This window comes from Actinomycetes bacterium (assembly GCA_035506535.1).
Taxonomy (GTDB): domain Bacteria; phylum Actinomycetota; class Actinomycetes; order DATJPE01; family DATJPE01; genus DATJPE01.
On the sequence record DATJPE010000063.1, the window covers coordinates 1 to 17,922 of the forward strand.

21 protein-coding genes are annotated in these 17,922 nt (G+C 71.9%); 11 read left to right on the forward strand and 10 right to left on the reverse strand.

Translation table 11 applies throughout. The features are described 5' to 3' along the window. Positions 1-622, forward strand: a 622-nt coding sequence (locus VMI11_08565; protein HTY72462.1) for a hypothetical protein, incomplete at its 5' end; no start/stop codon positions are given. A gap of 6 nt (positions 623-628) precedes the next feature. Here VMI11_08565 and VMI11_08570 read toward each other — a convergent pair. Genes VMI11_08570 through VMI11_08580 form a run of 3 tightly spaced genes read right to left on the reverse strand, consistent with a single transcriptional unit; the run spans position 629 to position 2,567 of the window. Then, positions 629-1,618 (reverse strand): folate-binding protein, encoded by a 990-nt coding sequence (locus VMI11_08570; GenBank protein ID HTY72463.1) that lies wholly within the window; start codon positions 1,616-1,618, stop codon positions 629-631. After that, the gene (locus VMI11_08575; protein HTY72464.1) at positions 1,615-2,079 is read right to left on the reverse strand and encodes a Fur family transcriptional regulator; all 465 of its coding nucleotides are present in this window, start codon (positions 2,077-2,079) and stop codon (positions 1,615-1,617) included. The genes VMI11_08570 and VMI11_08575 overlap by 4 nt, the downstream gene beginning before the upstream one ends. Then, positions 2,076-2,567: an FABP family protein gene (locus VMI11_08580; protein HTY72465.1), complete on the reverse strand. Its 492-nt coding sequence runs from the start codon at positions 2,565-2,567 to the stop codon at positions 2,076-2,078. Before VMI11_08580 ends, VMI11_08575 begins: the two co-directional genes overlap by 4 nt. Positions 2,568-2,629: 62 nt before the next feature. Here VMI11_08580 and VMI11_08585 point away from each other — a divergent pair, with 62 nt between their 5' ends. Beyond that, complete coding sequence (locus tag VMI11_08585) at positions 2,630-2,992, forward strand: DsrE family protein (protein ID HTY72466.1); 363 nt, start codon at positions 2,630-2,632, stop codon at positions 2,990-2,992. Between the two features lie 177 nt (positions 2,993-3,169). Here the strand turns inward: VMI11_08585 and VMI11_08590 are convergent, their stop codons facing one another. From VMI11_08590 to VMI11_08620, 7 genes are all read right to left on the reverse strand, one after another. Continuing rightward, positions 3,170-3,469 carry a DUF1416 domain-containing protein gene (locus VMI11_08590; protein HTY72467.1) on the reverse strand — a complete coding sequence of 100 codons (300 nt, stop codon included), beginning with the start codon at positions 3,467-3,469 and terminating at the stop codon, positions 3,170-3,172. Next, on the reverse strand, positions 3,469-4,332 hold the full coding sequence (locus tag VMI11_08595) for a sulfurtransferase (GenBank protein HTY72468.1): 864 nt from the start codon (positions 4,330-4,332) through the stop codon (positions 3,469-3,471). Before VMI11_08595 ends, VMI11_08590 begins: the two co-directional genes overlap by 1 nt. A 40-nt stretch (positions 4,333-4,372) precedes the next feature. After that, positions 4,373-4,843, reverse strand: a complete 471-nt coding sequence (locus VMI11_08600) for a DUF4395 domain-containing protein (protein HTY72469.1) — start codon at positions 4,841-4,843, stop codon at positions 4,373-4,375. Positions 4,844-5,092: 249 nt separating this feature from the next. Further along, positions 5,093-5,512: a thioredoxin family protein gene (locus tag VMI11_08605; GenBank protein HTY72470.1), complete on the reverse strand. Its 420-nt coding sequence runs from the start codon at positions 5,510-5,512 to the stop codon at positions 5,093-5,095. Positions 5,513-5,562: 50 nt separating this feature from the next. Continuing rightward, positions 5,563-6,333: a hypothetical protein gene (locus tag VMI11_08610; protein ID HTY72471.1), complete on the reverse strand. Its 771-nt coding sequence runs from the start codon at positions 6,331-6,333 to the stop codon at positions 5,563-5,565. Next, a complete protein-coding gene (locus tag VMI11_08615; protein ID HTY72472.1) occupies positions 6,330-6,590 on the reverse strand; it encodes a MoaD/ThiS family protein in 261 nt (86 codons plus the stop codon). The genes VMI11_08610 and VMI11_08615 overlap by 4 nt, the downstream gene beginning before the upstream one ends. Position 6,591: 1 nt before the next feature. Further along, positions 6,592-7,401 carry an alpha/beta hydrolase gene (locus VMI11_08620; GenBank protein ID HTY72473.1) on the reverse strand — a complete coding sequence of 270 codons (810 nt, stop codon included), beginning with the start codon at positions 7,399-7,401 and terminating at the stop codon, positions 6,592-6,594. Between the two features lie 114 nt (positions 7,402-7,515). Between VMI11_08620 and VMI11_08625 the strand changes: the two genes are divergently transcribed. The 9 genes from VMI11_08625 to pstB all read left to right on the forward strand — a co-directional run bounded on the left by VMI11_08625 (position 7,516) and on the right by pstB (position 17,912). After that, a complete protein-coding gene (locus VMI11_08625) occupies positions 7,516-8,262 on the forward strand; it encodes a response regulator transcription factor (GenBank protein HTY72474.1) in 747 nt (248 codons plus the stop codon). A 68-nt stretch (positions 8,263-8,330) separates the two neighbouring features. After that, the gene (locus VMI11_08630; protein ID HTY72475.1) at positions 8,331-8,960 is read left to right on the forward strand and encodes a hypothetical protein; all 630 of its coding nucleotides are present in this window, start codon (positions 8,331-8,333) and stop codon (positions 8,958-8,960) included. Between the two features lie 63 nt (positions 8,961-9,023). Continuing rightward, the gene (locus VMI11_08635; GenBank protein HTY72476.1) at positions 9,024-11,159 is read left to right on the forward strand and encodes an RNA degradosome polyphosphate kinase; all 2,136 of its coding nucleotides are present in this window, start codon (positions 9,024-9,026) and stop codon (positions 11,157-11,159) included. Then, a complete protein-coding gene (locus VMI11_08640) occupies positions 11,156-12,700 on the forward strand; it encodes a CYTH and CHAD domain-containing protein (protein HTY72477.1) in 1,545 nt (514 codons plus the stop codon). The genes VMI11_08635 and VMI11_08640 overlap by 4 nt, the downstream gene beginning before the upstream one ends. Continuing rightward, positions 12,697-13,668 (forward strand): NUDIX domain-containing protein, encoded by a 972-nt coding sequence (locus VMI11_08645; GenBank protein ID HTY72478.1) that lies wholly within the window; start codon positions 12,697-12,699, stop codon positions 13,666-13,668. The genes VMI11_08640 and VMI11_08645 overlap by 4 nt, the downstream gene beginning before the upstream one ends. 181 nt (positions 13,669-13,849) lie before the next feature. Then, positions 13,850-14,956: a phosphate ABC transporter substrate-binding protein PstS gene (gene pstS / locus VMI11_08650; GenBank protein HTY72479.1), complete on the forward strand. Its 1,107-nt coding sequence runs from the start codon at positions 13,850-13,852 to the stop codon at positions 14,954-14,956. A 74-nt stretch (positions 14,957-15,030) separates the two neighbouring features. Then, positions 15,031-16,050, forward strand: a complete 1,020-nt coding sequence (gene pstC / locus VMI11_08655) for a phosphate ABC transporter permease subunit PstC (GenBank protein HTY72480.1) — start codon at positions 15,031-15,033, stop codon at positions 16,048-16,050. Further along, positions 16,050-17,114, forward strand: coding sequence for a phosphate ABC transporter permease PstA (gene pstA / locus VMI11_08660; protein HTY72481.1), 1,065 nt, complete (start codon positions 16,050-16,052; stop codon positions 17,112-17,114). Before pstC ends, pstA begins: the two co-directional genes overlap by 1 nt. Before the next feature lie 21 nt (positions 17,115-17,135). Continuing rightward, entirely contained in the window at positions 17,136-17,912 is a 777-nt protein-coding gene (pstB, locus tag VMI11_08665) for a phosphate ABC transporter ATP-binding protein PstB (GenBank protein ID HTY72482.1), read from the forward strand. Positions 17,913-17,922 lie beyond the last annotated feature (10 nt).

Genomic DNA, 17,922 nt, shown 5'->3' on the forward strand with positions numbered 1-17,922 from the left:
AGCCCGCCTCGCCGAAGAAGCCCGCCTCGCCGAAGAAGCCCGCGCCGCCGAAGAAGCCCGCCTCGCCGAAGAAGCCCGCCTCGCCGAAGAAGCCCGCCTCGCCGAAGAAGCCCGCCTCGCCGAAGAAGCCCGCCTCGCCGAAGAGGCCCGCCTCGCCGAAGAGGCCCGCCTCGAAGAGGAGCGGCTGGCACGGATCACCGAGGAGGCGCGGCTGGCCGAAGCCGCCCGCTTGGCGGAGGAGGCCCGGGTCGCTGCCCTGGCCGAGGCTTCCAGGAGCGAGACCGCAGAACAGGACGAGGCCGGCGGCCGTTGGGCGCGCGATCAGGATCGAGGCTACGACCACGCCGCGAGCCTGGCGCTCTCCGAGCACAACCGTGAGGCGGCGACGACTCCAGTCGCCGTGGAGGAACGCGCACCGTCCGAGGAGGAGAAGCCCGCAGAGGAGCCGCCGGAATCGCGGCCGCGATGGGACTCCAGCGGGGCCGACACCGCAGCGCTGCTTCGCGAGCTCAGCGGTCTCATGACCAAGGACGAGCCGGAGCCTCCTCGGGTGCCGCCGCCCACTCGCCCGGCTCCCACCCCCCCGCCGGCGAAGAAGAAGAAGGGCCTGTTCGGCCGCTGACCCGCATCAAGGGCCGACGAGCACCTGCTGCGCCGCGGGCACGCCGTCGACGTCGAGGTCCCGCTCTACGGGGACCTGGCGCTTTACGACCGCCAGGGCGATCGGACCGAGCTCGTGGTGGCGCGCCGCGGTCGTGATCCTGCCGACCTCGCGCCCCTCCAGCGTGACCGGGTCGCCCGAGACGGGCAGGCGTACCTCGGTGCCGTCCAGGTGCAACAGCACGATCCGCCGCGGCGGGCGGCCGAGGTTGTGCACCCGGGCGACGGTCTCCTGCCCGCGGTAACAGCCCTTCTCGAGATGGACCGCGGTCCGCAGCCAGTCCACCTCGTGGGGGATCGTGCGATGGTCGGTCTCGAACCCCAGACGGGGCCGGGCGGCCGCGGCCCGCAGCGCCTCGAACGCCCACACGCCGACGCCGGGCGCCTGGGCCAGCCAGGCTGCCAGATCACCGCGGGGGACGAGGACCTCGCGGTGTCGCCATCCATCGCCCGGGTGCGGATCGAACGGACCGTAGGCCACCGCGCCCGGGGCGACTCGCGGCCACGGGTCCACCCAGGCGATCGGCTCCCCTGGCCCCGAGGGCTCGCCGATCGGCTGCCCGACCACAGCGAGGTCCGCGGTGACGTCGTGGACCTCGACACGCAGCAGGAACCGCATCGAGTCGAGCCATTCGACCAGCGCGGCGGAGGTGCCCGGCTCCACGGTGATCCATGTCGTCGAGCCGTCGTCGACGAGGTGCAGGTCGTGCTCGACGTGGCCGTGGGGGCTGAGCACGAGGCTCTCGGTCGAGACGTACGGGCGCAGCCCCTCGAGTTGTTGCGTCGTCAGCGAGTGCAGCCAGGACAGGCGATCCGGACCGTCGAGGCGGATGACACCGCGGTGCGACAGGTCCACGACACCGAGGCCCGAGGCGTACGAGCGCTGCTCGCGCAGCGGGTCACCGAAGTGCCAGGGCTGGCCCGCGTCCGGCCCAGCCTCGACTGCGACCGCGGTCACCGTTGCTCCGCGGACGCGGCGCAGTCGGCGCAGGTGCCCTGGACCGCGAAGTGCTCCATGTCCGATAGGAACCCGGTCCGCTCACGCAGCCTTCCCACGAGGTCGTCCGCGAGTGCGACGTCGGCCTCCGTGACACGTCCGCAGGCCCGGCACAGCAGGTGGATGTGCCCCGAGTGGGACGGGACGTGCCACGTGGTGGGTCCGTGGCCGAGGTGGCTGTGGCGGAGCAGGCCGAGCTCCCCCAACAGCTCGAGGTTGCGATAGACGGTCGACAGGTTGACCCCGGGAGAGACCTCGCGGACCTTGGTGAGGACCTCCTCGGGAGTCGCGTGGCCGAGGGAGGCCACCGCGTCGACGACGAGCCGACGTTGCGGCGTCATCCGCAGGCCGCGGTCGTGGAGCTCGCCGAGCAGGCCCTGAGGGGCGTCGGGCGGCTGGCTGTCGTGCGCGGGCGGGTTCACGCGACCCGCTTCAGCCGGGCCGACATGCTCGCCTGCATGACCTCGCCGCGCGCGGCCACGTCGTAGGCCCAGGCGAGGTCGCCCTCCACCAGCCCGTAGAGGCGGTGTCCGGCCACGTACTCCAGGGCGCTCTCCGTGCGCGCCACGACGTCAGTGGTCAGCTCGACGCGCGGGCCGTCGACGCGTCCCAGCCAGACCTCGGCGTAGCCCTCGGCATGCGCCAGCACGACCTCGAGGCGACCATCGGCCTGCGGTCGCCAGAAGCCGGCCTCCCGGGCGAGCGGACGTACCCGCCCGCCGTCGTCGTCCAGCAGCCACACCCGGCTGGTCCAGGCGAGGAACGACCGACCGTCGTGGCTGACCTCGATCTCCTGCCCGAAGCGGTACTCGTACGGCTCCGGGTGCCCGCCGACCCCGGCACCGGCCCACGATCCCAGCATCCAGGCGAGTGGCACGAGCGCCGCAGGAAGGTCGGTGGTGAGCTCCACGGCCAGGACTCCTCGGACGGCGGGCGACGGCGACACCCTCATGTTCACTCTAGTCTCGGCGCATGATGCGTTCCCTGGTCGTGAAGCTCACCTCGGGGGCGGAGGCGCCGGAGCGCCTTGCTCAGGCGTTCACGGTCGCAGCGACCGCCGTCGCCGCCGGTGCCGAGGTGTCGGTCTGGCTGACCGGAGAGTCGTCCTGGTACGCCCTGCCAGGGCGCGCCGAAGAGTTCGAGCTGCCGCAGTCCGCGCCGCTGGCCCAGCTGCGCGACGCCGTGCTCGCCGGCGGCCGGCTGACCCTGTGCACGCAGTGCGCGTCGCGCCGGGGCATCGGCGAGCCGGACGTCATCGAGGGCGTGCGGGTCGCGGGTGCCGCCACCTTCGTCGCCGAGGCCCTCGCCGACGGGGCGCAGGCGCTCGTCTACTGACCGCACCCGGTCCAGCGAGGCACGCGGGCCGGCGGTTGGCGGTCGCTCACCCCGGCGAGGGCAATCCTCGGCTCGCGCCAGGTTGTCAGACGTTTCGGGCGCCGAGGCGCCCGAAACGTCTGACGCGACACCAGCGACCGACGCAGACACCGCGACGGAGACGCCCGACGGGGCGCGTCAGGAGCTGAGCTCGACAGCGACCTCGGCGACGCTGCCGGTGCGTGCGACCACTGAGCGGTCGACGCTGACACCGGGCGCGAGCGTGCGCAGTGTCCAGGTCCCCTCCCCCGCGAAGAAGCGGAAGGCTCCCGTCGCCGACGTCGGCACCTCGGCGGTGAACTCACCCCCCGAGTCCAGCAGCCGGACATAGGCCCCAGCGACAGGCTGTCCCTCGCGCGTGACGACGCCCTGGATGACCGCCTCCTTGGTGACGTCGATCCCCTCGACGGACAGCCCGCCCGCGGTGGCGCTGCACATCAGGCCGCGCCGCCCTCGGGCGAGCCCGGCTCGTCACCCAGCTGGACGGGAACCCCGACGAGCGAGCCCCATTCCGTCCACGACCCGTCGTAGTTCTTCACGTTGGGCACGCCGAGGAGCTCGTGCAGCGCGAACCACGTGTGGGCCGAGCGCTCGCCGATGCGGCAGTAGGCGACGGTGTCGAGGGACAGGTCGACGCCCTTGCCCTCGTAGAGCGCCCGCAGGTCCTCGTCGGACTTGAAGGTCCCGTCATCATTAGCGGCCTGGCTCCACGGGATGTTGCGGGCGGTCGGGATGTGGCCAGGTCGCTGAGACTGCTCCTGCGGCAGGTGGGCGGGGGCGAGCAGCCGGCCGGCGTACTCGTCCGGCGAGCGGACGTCGACGAGGTTCTGCGTACCGATCACGCGCGCCACGTCGTCCCGGAACGCGCGGATGCTGGTGTCCTGGGGCTTGGCGGTGTAGGTCGTGGCGGGACGCGAGGGCACCTCGGTGACGAGCTCACGGGAGTCCAGCTCCCACTTCTTGCGGCCACCGTCGAGCAGACGTACGTCCTCGTGGCCGTACAGCGTGAAGTACCAGTACGCGTAGGCCGCGAACCAGTTGTTGTTGCCGCCGTAGAGGATCACGGTGTCGTCGTTCGCGATGCCCTTGGCGGACAGGAGCGCCTCGAACTGCGCCTTGTCGACGAAGTCGCGGCGGACCGGGTCCTGGAGGTCGGCCTTCCAGTCGATCTTGACGGCGTTGCGGATGTGGTTCTTGTCGTAGGCGGTGGTGTCCTCGTCGACCTCGACGAGGACGACCTTAGGGTCGTCGACATGGGCTTCGACCCAGTCGGCGTCGACGAGAGCGTCGCTGCGGCTCATGTGGGGTTCCTTCCGGAAGGGTGCTGTGGGTGAACGGGCTCTAGTTGGAGGTGGATGCCGGCTGGATCCGGCGAAGGATCAGGTACATCTCGCAGCCCAGGCAGTAGCCGAACGCCGCGTTGAGGAACGCCGCCACGAAGGCAGCCCCGACCGCCACGAGACCGACGACAGGGGCGAGGAGGAACCCCAGGAGCCCGAGGAGCCCGAAGAACAGCCCGACCGACTGCGCGAAGCGCAGCGGGCGGACGTCCTCGAGCTCGACGGGAGGGCCGAGGCGCGGCCGCACGAAGCGGCGGAAGGCTGCCGCGTACGGCGTACGCTGCGGGCCGCGCAGGGCGCCGAGGGCGAACACCGCAGTCTGGCCGAGCAGGAGGACGAACCCGAGCGGGCTGCCCGAGAGGATCAGGACGGCCGCGAGCACGGCCGCCGTGACGGCCGCGGCGAACCGGGGACCGCGGGGGTCGACCGTCGCCGCCTTCGTCTGTGTCTCGCGATCGAGGGACTGGCTCATGAGGATGCTCCTGACGTCGGGCGGGAAGAGACCGGACGGTCAGGCGGCGCGGGGCGACGAGGTCGCGGGCGCTGCCGTCAGGGCAGCCGACACTGGCAGCTGGCGACGCGGCACAGATCGACTGCGCGCCGCCGGGTGAGCCGAAGCTGCCAGGCCATGACTGCGAGGGTACGCAGCCGCCTGGACACAGTCACCGAATCGTCCGGATGCTGAGACGAGAATCTCAGCGTCAAACCCTCCCCACGAGGCTCAGCCGATTGCGACGCCCAGGGCGGCAACCACGTCCGGCGGTCGCGGCTGCCCGACAGCACGCCGGACGACCGCTCCCCGGGAGTCGAGGACGAGCACCGTCGGGGTGCGCCGGACATCGAGGCGGCGGACCAGGTCGAGGTGGCTCTCGGCGTCGATGTCCACGTGCCGCACGCCGTCGACCTGGGAGGCCACCTGGTCGAGGACCCGCCGGGTGGCGCGGCACGGCGCGCAGAAGGCGCTGGAGAACTGCACCAGCGTGGCACGCTCCCCCAGGGGTCCGCCCAGGTCGGACTCGCCGAGCAGCACCGCCTGTTCGCCGCTCGACGCCCGCATCCGCCCCGCCGCGCGCCGGTGCCAGAGACCGTACGCCGTCGCCGAGACGAGCGCGATCGCGAGCACCACCAGTCCCACCGTCATGACAGCCACAAGCATCGACCACGGCCGCCGATTCCCGCCAGCGGGCCTGGTCAGCCGAGCAGGATCCGGGCCAGCACCCAGACGGGAAGGGCCGCCATCGCGCACGGGAGCGCGGAGAGGGTCGCCGGCGCGGTGCGAGCGGACGGTCCGGCCGCGTGACGCAGGGACGCGGCCACGACGGCCGGGCCGGCGGCCCCGGCGGCGAGGAGCGTCAGGCCGGCAGGGCCAAGGGTCAGCGTCGAGAGGGCGCCGATCAGCAGACCCGCCATGGAGCCCGCCACCACCGAGACCGGCCACCCCCCTCGCGGCACGACGACGGTGGCCGTCGTCGCCACCACGGCCGCCCCGCACCCGACCAGCACGAGGTCGGCGCCCCCGGTCTCCCTGCGGACCGCCACCCACAGCGCGGTCAGCACCACCATGACGAGCAGGGACGTCGTGGCCGAGAGGCTGCCCACCAAGGCGGGCCGGCCGTCGCGTCGCAGGACCTGGTGCCCGAAGGCTGCGACCACGCCGAGAGCCAGCACGACCGCGAGGCGGCCGACGTCCTCCGTGCCGTGCGTGTCGACGAGCAGGGTGAGAACCCCTGCGGCGCCGGCGGCGAGCGCGACGAGCGAGCCCCCGAAGGCCCCCGGCACCCGGAGCAGCTGATGCCACCCGCTCAGGGTGGCCACCTGGACGAGGACGACTGCGACGCCGAGGGCGGCCGCGCCGAGCACCGCGCCGAGGACGAGGGCCAGGCCGAGCGAGGCAGCCCCGACGGCCTCCCCGACGCCGGCCCTCGCCCGCGGCGCCCGGACGGTGGGGGCGGGGGCGCTCACGCGCACCCGCCCGCGAAGGGTGGGAGGACCTCCACGACCGAGGAGTCGGTGAGGACGACGGATGACGGGTCGCGCGCTCCGAGGGCAGAGCCGTCGATCAGCAGGCTCGATCGCGAGAGCACGGCGGCCAGCTGCGGGCCGTGCGCGCCACGGATCTCGGCCAGCAGAGAGGCGACGTCCGGCGCCTCGACCCGCTCCTCGTCCACGCCCGCCGCGGCGCGGGCCGCGGCCCAGTAGCGGACCAGCACGTGCCCCACCTCAGTCGCTCCTGGCCGCGTCCAGACCCCACAACGCGATGCGGTGCGCCAGCTCCTCGGGCAGCACGCGCTCGGCATGCCCGTAGTCCCGCTCCACCCACAGGTCCGCGGAGTCACCGGCCCCCGAGGCCAGCTGGTGCGCGTGGTCCAGGGGGAAGTACGGGTCGAGGTCGCCGTGGACCACGAGCAGGCGGGTCGGCGCGATGGAGGCGGCCGCGGCTCGCGGCTCCACCGGGTCGACCTCCCAGCCGGGTACGACCCGGGTACGCCGGAGCAGCCGGACGACCAGCCGGCCGGTGGGCTCCGAGATCGCCCAGTGCACCACGCGCATCCGCGGCGTCCCGCGGTAGTACCAGCGCGCCGGGGCGCTCACCGACACCACGGCGTCGACCCCTCCGATCAGCCCCGCGTGCCGCACCACGACCGAGCCACCCATCGAGAAGCCGACGCTCACGACCCTCGCGTAGCCGAGGGTCCGCGCCCAGCGGACACCAGCCTCGAGGTCGAGCACCTCCTGGCCGCCCAGCGTCGAGCGTCCGCCGCTGTGGCGGTGACCCCGGAAGGAGACGGCGACGACGCCACCGTGCTCGGCGAACCAGCCGGCCGCCCTCCGAAGCCCCCTCGACTCCCAGGAGCCGGTGAACCCGTGACCGATGACGAAGGCCGTGGCGCTGTCGCAACCCGGTCCGTCCGGACGAGACGGGCGCCAGTACGCAGCGGAGATCCGTACGCCGTCGTCGGTGACCAGGGACATGGTCGCCGTCGGCTCCGGCGGCCGATCGGGGGAGGGCGCCAGCCGGCCGAGGACCACGTGGGCTATCCTGCCTCCAGCGGGACCCGGGCGCCGTCGCCCTCGGGTCCTTTCGTGTTTTCGGCCCCCGCGCGACCGCGCGTCCGGACCGGCGACGGGGAATGGGGATACGTCGTGGCGAGGCTGCTCCTCCTCACCAACGCGCTCCAGCCTTCGGCGGAGGTGCTGCCGGCCCTGGGCCTGCTGCTGCACCAGGTAAAGGTCGCGCCCTCGGAGGCGTCCGCCCTCATCGACGCCCCGCCGGTCGACGCCGTCCTCGTCGACGGCCGTCGCGACCTGCCCCACGTCCGCAGCCTGTGCCGGCTGATCCGGACCACCGGCGTCGACTGTCCCCTGTTCCTCGTGGTCACCGAGGGCGGCCTGGCCGCCGTCACCGCCGAGTGGGGCATCGACGACGTCCTGCTCGACACCGCCGGGCCGGCCGAGGTCGAGGCTCGGTTGCGCCTGGCCCAGGGCCGGTTGGCCGCCGAGGCGCCGGGGGCCGACGTGCCGGCGGAGATCCGCTCCGGGGCTGTGAGCATCGACGAGGCGACGTACACGGCGCGGGTGGGCGCGAGGGTCCTCGACCTGACGTTCAAGGAGTTCGAGCTCCTGAAGTTCCTGGCCCAGCACCCCGGCCGGGTGTTCACGCGCGCACAGCTGCTGCAGGAGGTCTGGGGCTACGACTACTTCGGCGGCACGCGCACGGTCGACGTCCATGTACGGCGGCTGCGCGCGAAGCTCGGGTCGGAGCACGAGGCAGTGATCGGCACCGTGCGCAACGTCGGGTACCGCTTCGTCGTGCCCCCGAGAGACAGCGAGGCCACGAGCGTCCCGGCCCAGCTGGGCTCCACGGTGGAAGGCAGCCTCCCGCTGCGCTGAGCACGCCGGGCGCGAGGTCCCCCGGACGGCGCACGAACCGGGCGTCACGCCTCGCTAAGGTGCCGAGCGTGCCCACCCCCCAGTCGTTGCATGCGGGCCTGGCGCGCCTGTCCGACCGGCCGGCCCGCGTCGAGAACGTCGCCCGGCTGGACCCCGAGGAGCTGCGGCTCGTCACCGTCCTCGTCGAGCGCGCCACCGAGGTCGACGGGGTACGCCCGCTGTCCGACGCCGTCACGCGATCCCTCGCGGCGCCCGGTGCGAGCGGGGTCCGCCACCTGCTCGTCCATCGGCCGGGACCGGACGGCCCCTGCCTGGCCGGCTACGCCCACCTCGACGGCAGCGACCCGGTCACCGGCGTGCGCGCCGAGCTGGTCGTCGACCCGACGATGCGTCGCGCAGGGGTGGCGCGCGTCCTGCTCGGGCACCTCGGCGCCGGGGCGCGCGACGGTCGGCTGCTCGTGTCGGCGCACGGGGACCTGGAGGCGGCCCGGGCGACCGCGAGACGCCTCGGCTTCCGGCCGTGGCGTCACCTCCAGCTGCTCGCCTCGACCTCCACGGTGCGCCTGGCCCGGCTGCCCGCCCCCGAGCCCTCGGTCTACGTCGACCGCGACGACGTGGTCGCCCTGCGGTCCTTCCTGCGGCGCGGCTACCTGCCGGGAGACACCTGCGTGCTCTACCGACGCAGCTCACCGGCCTGAGCCGACGCCCGAAGATCTCCCCTCGGCATCTGCGCCGAGGCTTTCGGTGAGAGCATTCTCGCCATGAGCGAGGTCACGTCGGTCAGCGACGACACCGACCCTGCCGCCTCGGACGAGTCGCGCCACCCGGCGCTGCCGGAGGAACGCTTCGCCGACCGGGAGCTGTCCTGGCTGGCGTTCAACCAGCGGGTCCTGGAACTGGCCGAGGACCCGACGCTCCCGCTGCTCGCGCGCACTCGCTTCCTCGCCATCTTCGCCAGCAACCTGGACGAGTTCTTCATGGTCCGGGTCGCCGGGCTCAAGCGCAGGATCGCCACCGGGATCGCGGTGCGCTCCTCGAGCGGTGAGATGCCGCGGCAGGTGCTCGAGGGCATCTGGGACCGTACTCGCGCTCTCATGCGACGCCACGCCCTGCTCTTCCACGACGAGATCCTCCCCGCGCTCGCGAAGGAGGACATCGAGCTGCTGCGCTGGGACCAGCTGGACGACAGCGACCGCACGCAGCTCGGCCAGGTCTTCCGGGACCGCATCTTCCCCGTGCTCACCCCGCTCGCGGTGGACCCCGCGCATCCGTTCCCGTACATCAGCGGGCTGTCGCTCAACCTGGCGGTGGTCGTCCGCAACCCCACGACCGGCAAGGAGCACTTCGCCAGGGTGAAGGTGCCACAGACCCTGGGTCGGTTCGCACACGTGCGCGACTCGCGCTTCGTCCCGCTCGAGGACGTCATCGCCGCCTACCTCGACGAGCTCTTCCCGGGCATGGAGGTGCTGCAGAGTCACGGGTTCCGCGTGACCCGCAACGAGGACCTCGAGGTCGAGGAGGACGACGCGGAGAACCTGCTGCAGGCTCTGGAGAAGGAGCTGATGCGCCGCCGCTTCGGCCCGCCCGTACGCCTCGAGGTCGAGGAGACCATCGACCCCCACGTCCTCGAGCTGCTGGTACGCGAGCTCGGCGTCGAGTCGGCCGAGGTCGTCGCGATCCCCGGTCCGCTGGACCTGACCGGGCTGCACGCCCTCGCCGACCTGCCGCGCCCGGACCTGGACTACCCCGCCTTCCTGCCGCGGCGTCACCCCGAGCTCTCCGACGTCGAGACCGCCGACGACGTCGACGTCCTCGCGGCCATCCGGGCCCGCGACATCCTGCTGCACCACCCCTACGACTCCTTCTCCACCAGCGTCCAGGCGTTCCTGGAGCAGGCGGCCGACGACCCGGACGTGCTCGCCATCAAACAGACGCTCTATCGCACCAGCGGCGACTCCCCGATCGTCGATGCGCTCATCGAGGCGGCGGAGTCGGGCAAGCAGGTGCTGGTCCTGGTCGAGATCAAGGCCCGCTTCGACGAGCAGGCGAACATCAAACGGGCCCGCAAGCTCGAACAGGCCGGATGCCACGTCGTCTACGGTCTCGTCGGCCTGAAGACGCACTGCAAGCTCTCTCTCGTGGTCCGTCAGGAGGGTGACGTCCTGCGGCGGTACACCCACGTCGGAACGGGCAACTACCACCCCCGCACGGCGCGCCTGTACGAGGACCTCGGGCTGCTCACCTGCGACCCGGTCGTCGGCGAGGACGTCTCCGACCTGTTCAACGTGCTGTCCGGCTACTCCCGCAACACCGAGTACGCGCGGCTGCTCGTCGCACCCCACTCCGTGCGGAGCGGGATCATCGAGCGTATCGAGCGTGAGGTGGACAACCACCTGGCCGGCCGGCCGGCCGGCATCCGCTTCAAGCTCAACTCGATCGTCGACGAACGGGTCATCGACGCCCTCTACGGCGCCTCGAACGCGGGCGTGCCCGTCGACATCTGGGTGCGCGGGATCTGCGCGCTGCGCGCCGGGATCCCCGGCCTGTCCGAGAACGTCCGGGTGCGCAGCGTCCTCGGCCGCTTCCTCGAGCACTCGAGGGTGTACTGGTTCGCCGGCGGCGGCGAACCAGAGGTCTGGATCGGCAGCGCGGACATCATGCACCGCAACCTGGACCGCCGAGTCGAGGCGCTGGTCCAGATCACCGACCCCTCCCACGTGCGCTATCTCACGCGGTTGCTCGAGCTCGGCTTCGACGACGGCATCTCCTCCTGGCACCTCGGGCCCGACGACGTCTGGACCCGCTTCGCCAGCGACGCCGAAGGGCGGCCCCTGCTCGACCTCCAGGAGTACTTCGTCGGACTGACCCAGCGACGGTCGGACATCACCGCGCCGTGAGCACACCGCGTCACACCGAGACGGAACGCAAGTTCAGGGTCCATGGCCTGTTCCGCCTCCCGTCCCTGGCGGCGAGCGAGGGCGCTGCACCGCTGCCTGGAGTCGCGGACGTGCGTGAGGGCGGGACGCTCGACCTGCTGGCCGTCTACTACGACACCGCGGACCTTCGCCTCGCCCGCTCCCGGGTGAGCCTGCGCCGTCGTGAGGGCGGGCCTGACGAGGGCTGGCACCTCAAGCTGCCGACCGAGGGGCTGGAGACCCGGGAGGAGCTGTGGTGCCCGCTCAGCGCCGGCGCCCTGCCTCCCGAGGAGCTGACCGACGTGGTGCGCGCCCTGACCCGCGGCGCCGCGCTGGAGGAGGTGGCGGCCCTGCGCACGACACGGGTCGTCCACGACCTGCTGGACTCCGAGGGAGCGGTCCTGGCCGAGCTGACCGACGACTCCGTGTCGGTGCTCGACGGCGAGCACGTGGCTGCCCGATTCCGCGAGATCGAGGTGGAGCTCGGGACGGGCGAGGTGGAACTGCTGGACGCGGTCGGTGAGGTGCTGGGGGTCGCCGGCGCCGTACCCGGCGGGTACGTCTCCAAGGTGGGACGAGCCCTCGGCCCGCTGGCGACCGCGCCGCCGGACGTGGCCGAGCCGGAGCCGCCCGGGCTCGACGACCCGGCGGGCGAGGTCGTGCGCGCCCACCTCGCGCGCAACGTCGTCGCGCTTCTCGCCCAGGACCGACGGGTACGCCTCGACGAGCCCGACTCGGTGCACCAGATGCGCGTGGCCGCACGTCGGATCCGCAGCGGCCTCAAGACGTTCGCGCCGCTCGTGGAGGAGGGCTGGGCCGTCGCCCTGCGCGAGCAGCTCGCCTGGGTGGCCGGCGTCCTCGGCGGCGTACGGGATAGGGAGGTGCTCAGGGAACGCCTGCTTCGCCACCTTGCGGAGGTGGCGGAGAGCCTGCCGGGGCTCGACACCGCGCCGGCCGCCGGCCTCGTCGACCGCACCCTGGCCGACGAGGCGGCCGCGGCACGAGCGGGCGTCCTCGAGGTCATGCGCTCCCCCCGGTACCTGGATCTGCTCGACCGGCTGGTGGACGCCGCGAACGTCCCACGCCTGACCGAGGCCGCGCAGGAACCCGCACGCACCGCGCTGCCGCCACTCCTCGGGCGCGCGTGGCGACGTCTCAGCCGCCGGGTCGCGATCCTCGCCGAGGCCGACGACGACCACCACTGGCACGAGGCACGGATCTCGGCCAAGCAGGCGCGCTACGCCGCCGAGGCTCTCGCGCCCGTCTTCGGCAAGCCCGCCCGACGCTTCGCCGAGCAGCTGGAGCGAGTGACCGAGCTGCTCGGTGAGCACCAGGACGCCGCGGTCGCGGCCACGACCGTCCGCGCGCTGGCCTCGGGACGTCGGGTGGGCGGGCAGGTCGGATTCACCCTCGGCCTGCTGCACGCCGCCGAGCGCCGAAGCATCGAAGACACCCGCGCGGAGTTCCGGCGGGTGTGGCCCGAGGTCGCGCGACGCCATCACCGGGCCTGGCTCCAGCCGTGAGCGAGCCCCCTCCCGACGAGGACCTCGGTGCTGCGGACATCCAGGCGGCGGGGACGGTCCTGTGGCGGCCGGCGGCGGCGGGGGTCGACCCACCGCCGGTTGAGATCGCGCTGGTTCATCGCGTCCGCCGCGACGACTGGGGTCTGCCCAAGGGCAAGCTCGCCCCTGGCGAGACCTGGGCCGCGGGCGCCGTGCGGGAGACGCTGGAGGAGACCGGGCACCGCGTGCACCTGGGACCCCCGCTGCCCACTCAGGCCTACCCGGTCGAGGGACGCGCCAAGACCGTCCGCTACTGGTCGGCACGCAGCCTCGGTGGGCACGAGCCCATGGACGACGGCGAGATCGACCGGGTGGCCTGGGTGGCGCCGGTCGAGGCCCGGAGCAGGCTGAGCTACCCGCACGACGCCGACGTGGTCGACGCCTTCGTCGAGATCGCCACGGCCCTCCCGCCGGAGGACGACGCATCGCCGATCCGCGACGTCGACGTCCTCGTCGTCCTGCGTCACGCCCGCGCCGTCAAGCGAGCGGCGTGGCACCACCGCGACGAGAGGCGGCCCCTCGACGACCGCGGCCACCAGGAGGCGGTCGCCCTTGTCCCCTGGCTGGACGCGTACGGCCCCTCGTGGGTCATCTCCTCGGACAGCGTGCGCTGCCTCGACACGGTCCGTCCGTACGCCGCCGCGCACGGGCTCGACATCGAGGAGGACCAGCTGTTCTCCGAGGAGGGCTTCGCGCGGCGGCCACGGCGTGCGGTGTCCCGGCTCGACCAGGTGCTGCGGACCGGCGGACGTACCGTGCTCTGCACGCACCGGCCGGTGCTTCCCAGCCTGCTGCGGCGTGCGGTCGGCCGGCGCGAGACTCAGGCGGCGCTCCCGCTGCCCCCCGGTGGCGCCATCGTCGTCCACCACGTGGCCGGCACGGTCGTGTCCGTGGAGCGGCACGGGCCGGAGGACCTCGGTCCCGACTGAGCTCCTGGCGGCGGCGTTGCGTCACCTACCGGTCACCGAAGCGAGGTGCGCTGATCGCCAGCCGTCCGCCAGCGGTTCACCTCCCGTTCACCTGCTGCCACCGACCCGGTCACCTGCGATCTCTAGCGTCCCCGCGGGCACCACCAATCGACCGAACTCGTCCTCCTGGAAGGACCACCCAGTGACGTTCAAGCGGACCACCAGTCTGGCCGCCGTGGCACTGGCCAGCGTGCTCGCGCTGGCGGCTTGCGGCAGCAACTCCAACGGAGGCTCCTCCTCCGGCAGCAGCGCCGGCGCATCCGGTGCGACGTGCGCCAAGGGCACGCTCAACGCCTCGGGTTCCACGGCCCAGGCCAACGCCATGTCCCAGTGGATCAAGGACTACCAGACGCAGTGCTCGGGCGCGACCATCAACTACAACCCGGTCGGCTCCGGCCAGGGCATCACCGACTTCACCAACGGCCAGACCTCCTTCGCCGGCTCGGACTCACCGCTCAACCCGGCCAAGGGCGAGGTCGACGCGGCCAACAAGCGCTGCACGAACAACAGCGCGGTCGACCTGCCGATGGTCCCGGGACCGATCGCCGTGGTCTACAACCTCTCGGGCGTCACGAGTCTGACCATGAACCCGTCCGTGCTGTCCCAGATCTTCAGCGGCAAGATCACCAAGTGGAACGACCCGGCGATCGCCGCCATCAACAGCGGGGTGAGCCTGCCGAACGCCACCATCGTCACGGTGCACCGGTCGGACTCCTCGGGCACGACCGACAACTTCACCAAGTACCTGACCGCCGCCGGCGGCAGTGACTGGACCTACAACCACGACAAGGTCTGGGCGGCGCCGGGCGGCCAGGGAGCCAAGGGCTCCGACGGGGTCTCGGCCGTCGTGAAGTCCACGCCGAACACCATCGCCTATGTCGAGCAGAGCTTCGCGACCCTCAACAACCTGTCGATCGCCAAGATCGACAACGGGGCCGGCGCGGTCGAGCTCACCCCGGAGGCGGTGTCCAAGGCGGTCGCGGCCGCGACGGTCGTGGGCACCGGCGACGACCTGTCGCTGTCCCTGGACTACGCGACCAAGACGCCGGGTGCCTACCCGATCGTCCTGGTGACCTACGAGATCACCTGCCTCCAGGGCCTCTCGTCGGACCAGGCCGCGCTGGTCAAGGGCTTCCTGACCTACACCTCGAGCGACGCCGGCCAGGGCAAGCTCACCGCCTTGGGCTACGCGCCGCTGCCCCCCGAGATCCAGGCCAAGGTCCAGGCCGCGGTCGCGAAGATCTCCTGACCCGTCCCACCTCATGCACGAGGATGGATGCGCCCTGCCGCCCCGGCGGCGGGGCGCATCCCCGAGGAGCCCTCATGAGCAACCCCGACGGCGTCGAGGAGCTGCTGTCGGGCGCCGTCTTCGGCGGCGCCCCGATCGAGCCCAGCCCCGAGCCGCTCGGCGGCAAGAGCCGTCGGCTCGGCGACCGGATCTTCTCGGGGATGTCCGCCGCCGCGAGCGTCTTCCTGCTCCTCATCATCGTGGGGATCGCGGTCTTCCTGTTCTCCCGAACGGTGCCCGCGATCCAGGCCGACACGGCCAACTTCTGGACCACCAAGGTCTGGTTCCCTGACTCCACCCCGCCGGTCTTCGGGATCGCGGCACTCGCGTGGGGGACCTTGCTCTCCAGCGTGCTGGCCCTCGCGATCGCCCTTCCGGTGTCGGTGGGCATCGCGCTGTTCATCGCGCACTACGCCCCACGCCAGATGGCCGCCACGCTCGGCTACGTGGTCGACCTGCTTGCGGCCGTGCCGAGCGTCATCTACGGCCTGTGGGGTCTGACGTTCCTGGTCCCACACATGTTGGGCCTGAGCCAGTGGCTGTCCACGTACCTGTCCTGGATCCCGCTCTTCGCGGTCCCCGGGGGATCGACCTTCCGCCAGACGATGTTCAACGTCGGGGTGGTGCTCGCAGTGATGATCATCCCGATCATCTCGGCGGTGAGCCGCGAGGTGTTCCTCCAGGTGCCCCGCGACCACCTGGAGGCGGCATTGGCCCTCGGGGCGACGCGGTGGGAGACCATGCGGATGGCCGTGCTCCCCTTCGGCCGGTCCGGCGTGGTCAGCGCCTCGATGCTCGGTCTCGGACGCGCTCTGGGCGAGACCGTCGCCGTCGCCCTGGTGCTCTCGACCAACTACGAGATCTCGATCCACATCCTGCAGCCGGGCGGGAACACCTTCGCCGCGAACATCGCCCTGCAGTACGGGTTCGCACAGAAGCTCGGTGTGGACGCCCTGATCGCCTCCGGGATGGTGCTCTTCGTCATCACCCTTCTCGTCAACATGGCCGCGCGCTGGATCATCTCCCGGCGCCGTGAGTTCTCGGGGGCGAACTGATGGCCACCGACACGCAGAGCCCCACCGGGCACCCCGACTCCGACCTGCGCCTGTCCGGCCAGAGACTGCCGCGCTGGGCCGTGCCCGCGACCGCCGCCGGCTCGGTCGTCCTCACCCTCGCGGTGTTCGCGCTCACCCCCCTGCAGGGCCGCGCCGACTTCCTGGTCGCTGTCGGGATCGTGTTCCTTCTCGGGCAGACGGCCGCCAGCTTCCTCGTCGAGGGACGGCGCCACGCCGTCGACCGCCTGGCGACCAACGTCGTCTACACCTGCTTCGTCCTCGCGATCATCCCGCTGGTCGCGGTCATCGTGACCGTCCTCGTGCACGGCCTCAAGGTCGTCAACCTGACCTTCCTCACGCACTCCCAGCGCAACATCGGGCCCACCGATACCGGTGGCGGGGTCTACCACGCGATCATCGGCACGCTGGAAATCGCGTTCGTCACCAGCCTGATCTCCATCCCGATCGCGGTCCTCGTCGCGGTCTACCTGGTCGAGTACGGCGGGCGGGGGCTGCTCGCCAGGCTCGTCACCTTCTTCGTCGACGTCATGACCGGCATCCCCTCGATCGTGGCCGGCCTGTTCATCTACGTGGTCTGGATCCTGACCCTGGGCTTCCAGCGCTCGGGGTTCCCGGCCTGCCTGGCACTGGCGATCCTCATGATCCCGGTGGTGGTCCGCAGCACCGAGGAGATGCTGAAGCTCGTCCCCAACGAGCTGCGCGAGTCCAGCCTCGCGCTCGGGGTGCCCAAGTGGCGGACGATCCTGCGAGTCGTCATACCGACCGCCCTGCCGGGCATCATCACGGGCATCATGTTGGGTGTGGCCCGCGTGGCAGGTGAGACGGCACCACTCCTGCTGCTCACGGGCTACACCCAGTCGATCAACTTCAACCTGTTCTCGGGACCGATGGCAGCGCTTCCGACACTCATCTTCGACCAGGCGGGACGGCCCAGCCAGTCCGCCGTCGACCGCGCCTGGGGCGCGGCACTGGTGCTGATCGTCATCGTCATGCTCCTCAACCTCGTCGCCCGCGTCATCGCGCGGCTGACCAGAGTCCGCTGAGCCGAAGGATTCCCACCGACCATGGCCAAGCGCATCGACGTCGCCGACCTCAACGTCTACTACGGCAAGTTCCGCGCCGTGGAGGGCGTGACGTTCTCGGTCGAGCCGCGGACGATCACCGCCTTCATCGGGCCGTCCGGCTGCGGCAAGTCCACCGTGCTGCGCTCGCTCAACCGGATGCACGAGGTGCTTCCCGGAGCACGCACCGAGGGCAAGGTCGCCATCGACGGCGAGGACATCTACGGCCCGGGCGTGGACCCGGTCAACGTCCGCCGCACGATCGGGATGGTCTTCCAGAAGCCCAACCCCTTCCCGACCATGTCCATCTACGACAACGTCGTCGCCGGGCTCAAGCTGCGCGGGCGGATGAAGAGGTCCGGACTCGACGAGGTGGTCGAGAAGAGCCTGCGTGGCGCGAACCTCTGGGAGGAGGTCAAGGACCGGTTGGACCGGCCGGGCAGCGGCCTGTCCGGCGGTCAGCAGCAGCGGCTGTGCATCGCGAGGGCGATCGCGGTCGAGCCGCAGGTCCTGCTCATGGACGAGCCCTGCTCAGCTCTCGACCCGATCTCCACGCTGGCGATCGAGGACCTGATGCAGGAGCTCAAGGAGCGCTACACGATCGTCATCGTCACGCACAACATGCAGCAGGCAGCCCGCGTCTCCGACCGCACGGGCTTCTTCAACATCGCGGGCACCGGTCAGCCGGGCAAGCTGATCGAGATGGACGACACCACGAAGATGTTCAGCACACCGACCGAGAAGGCCACCGAGGACTACATCACGGGCCGCTTCGGCTGAGTGCGTAGCG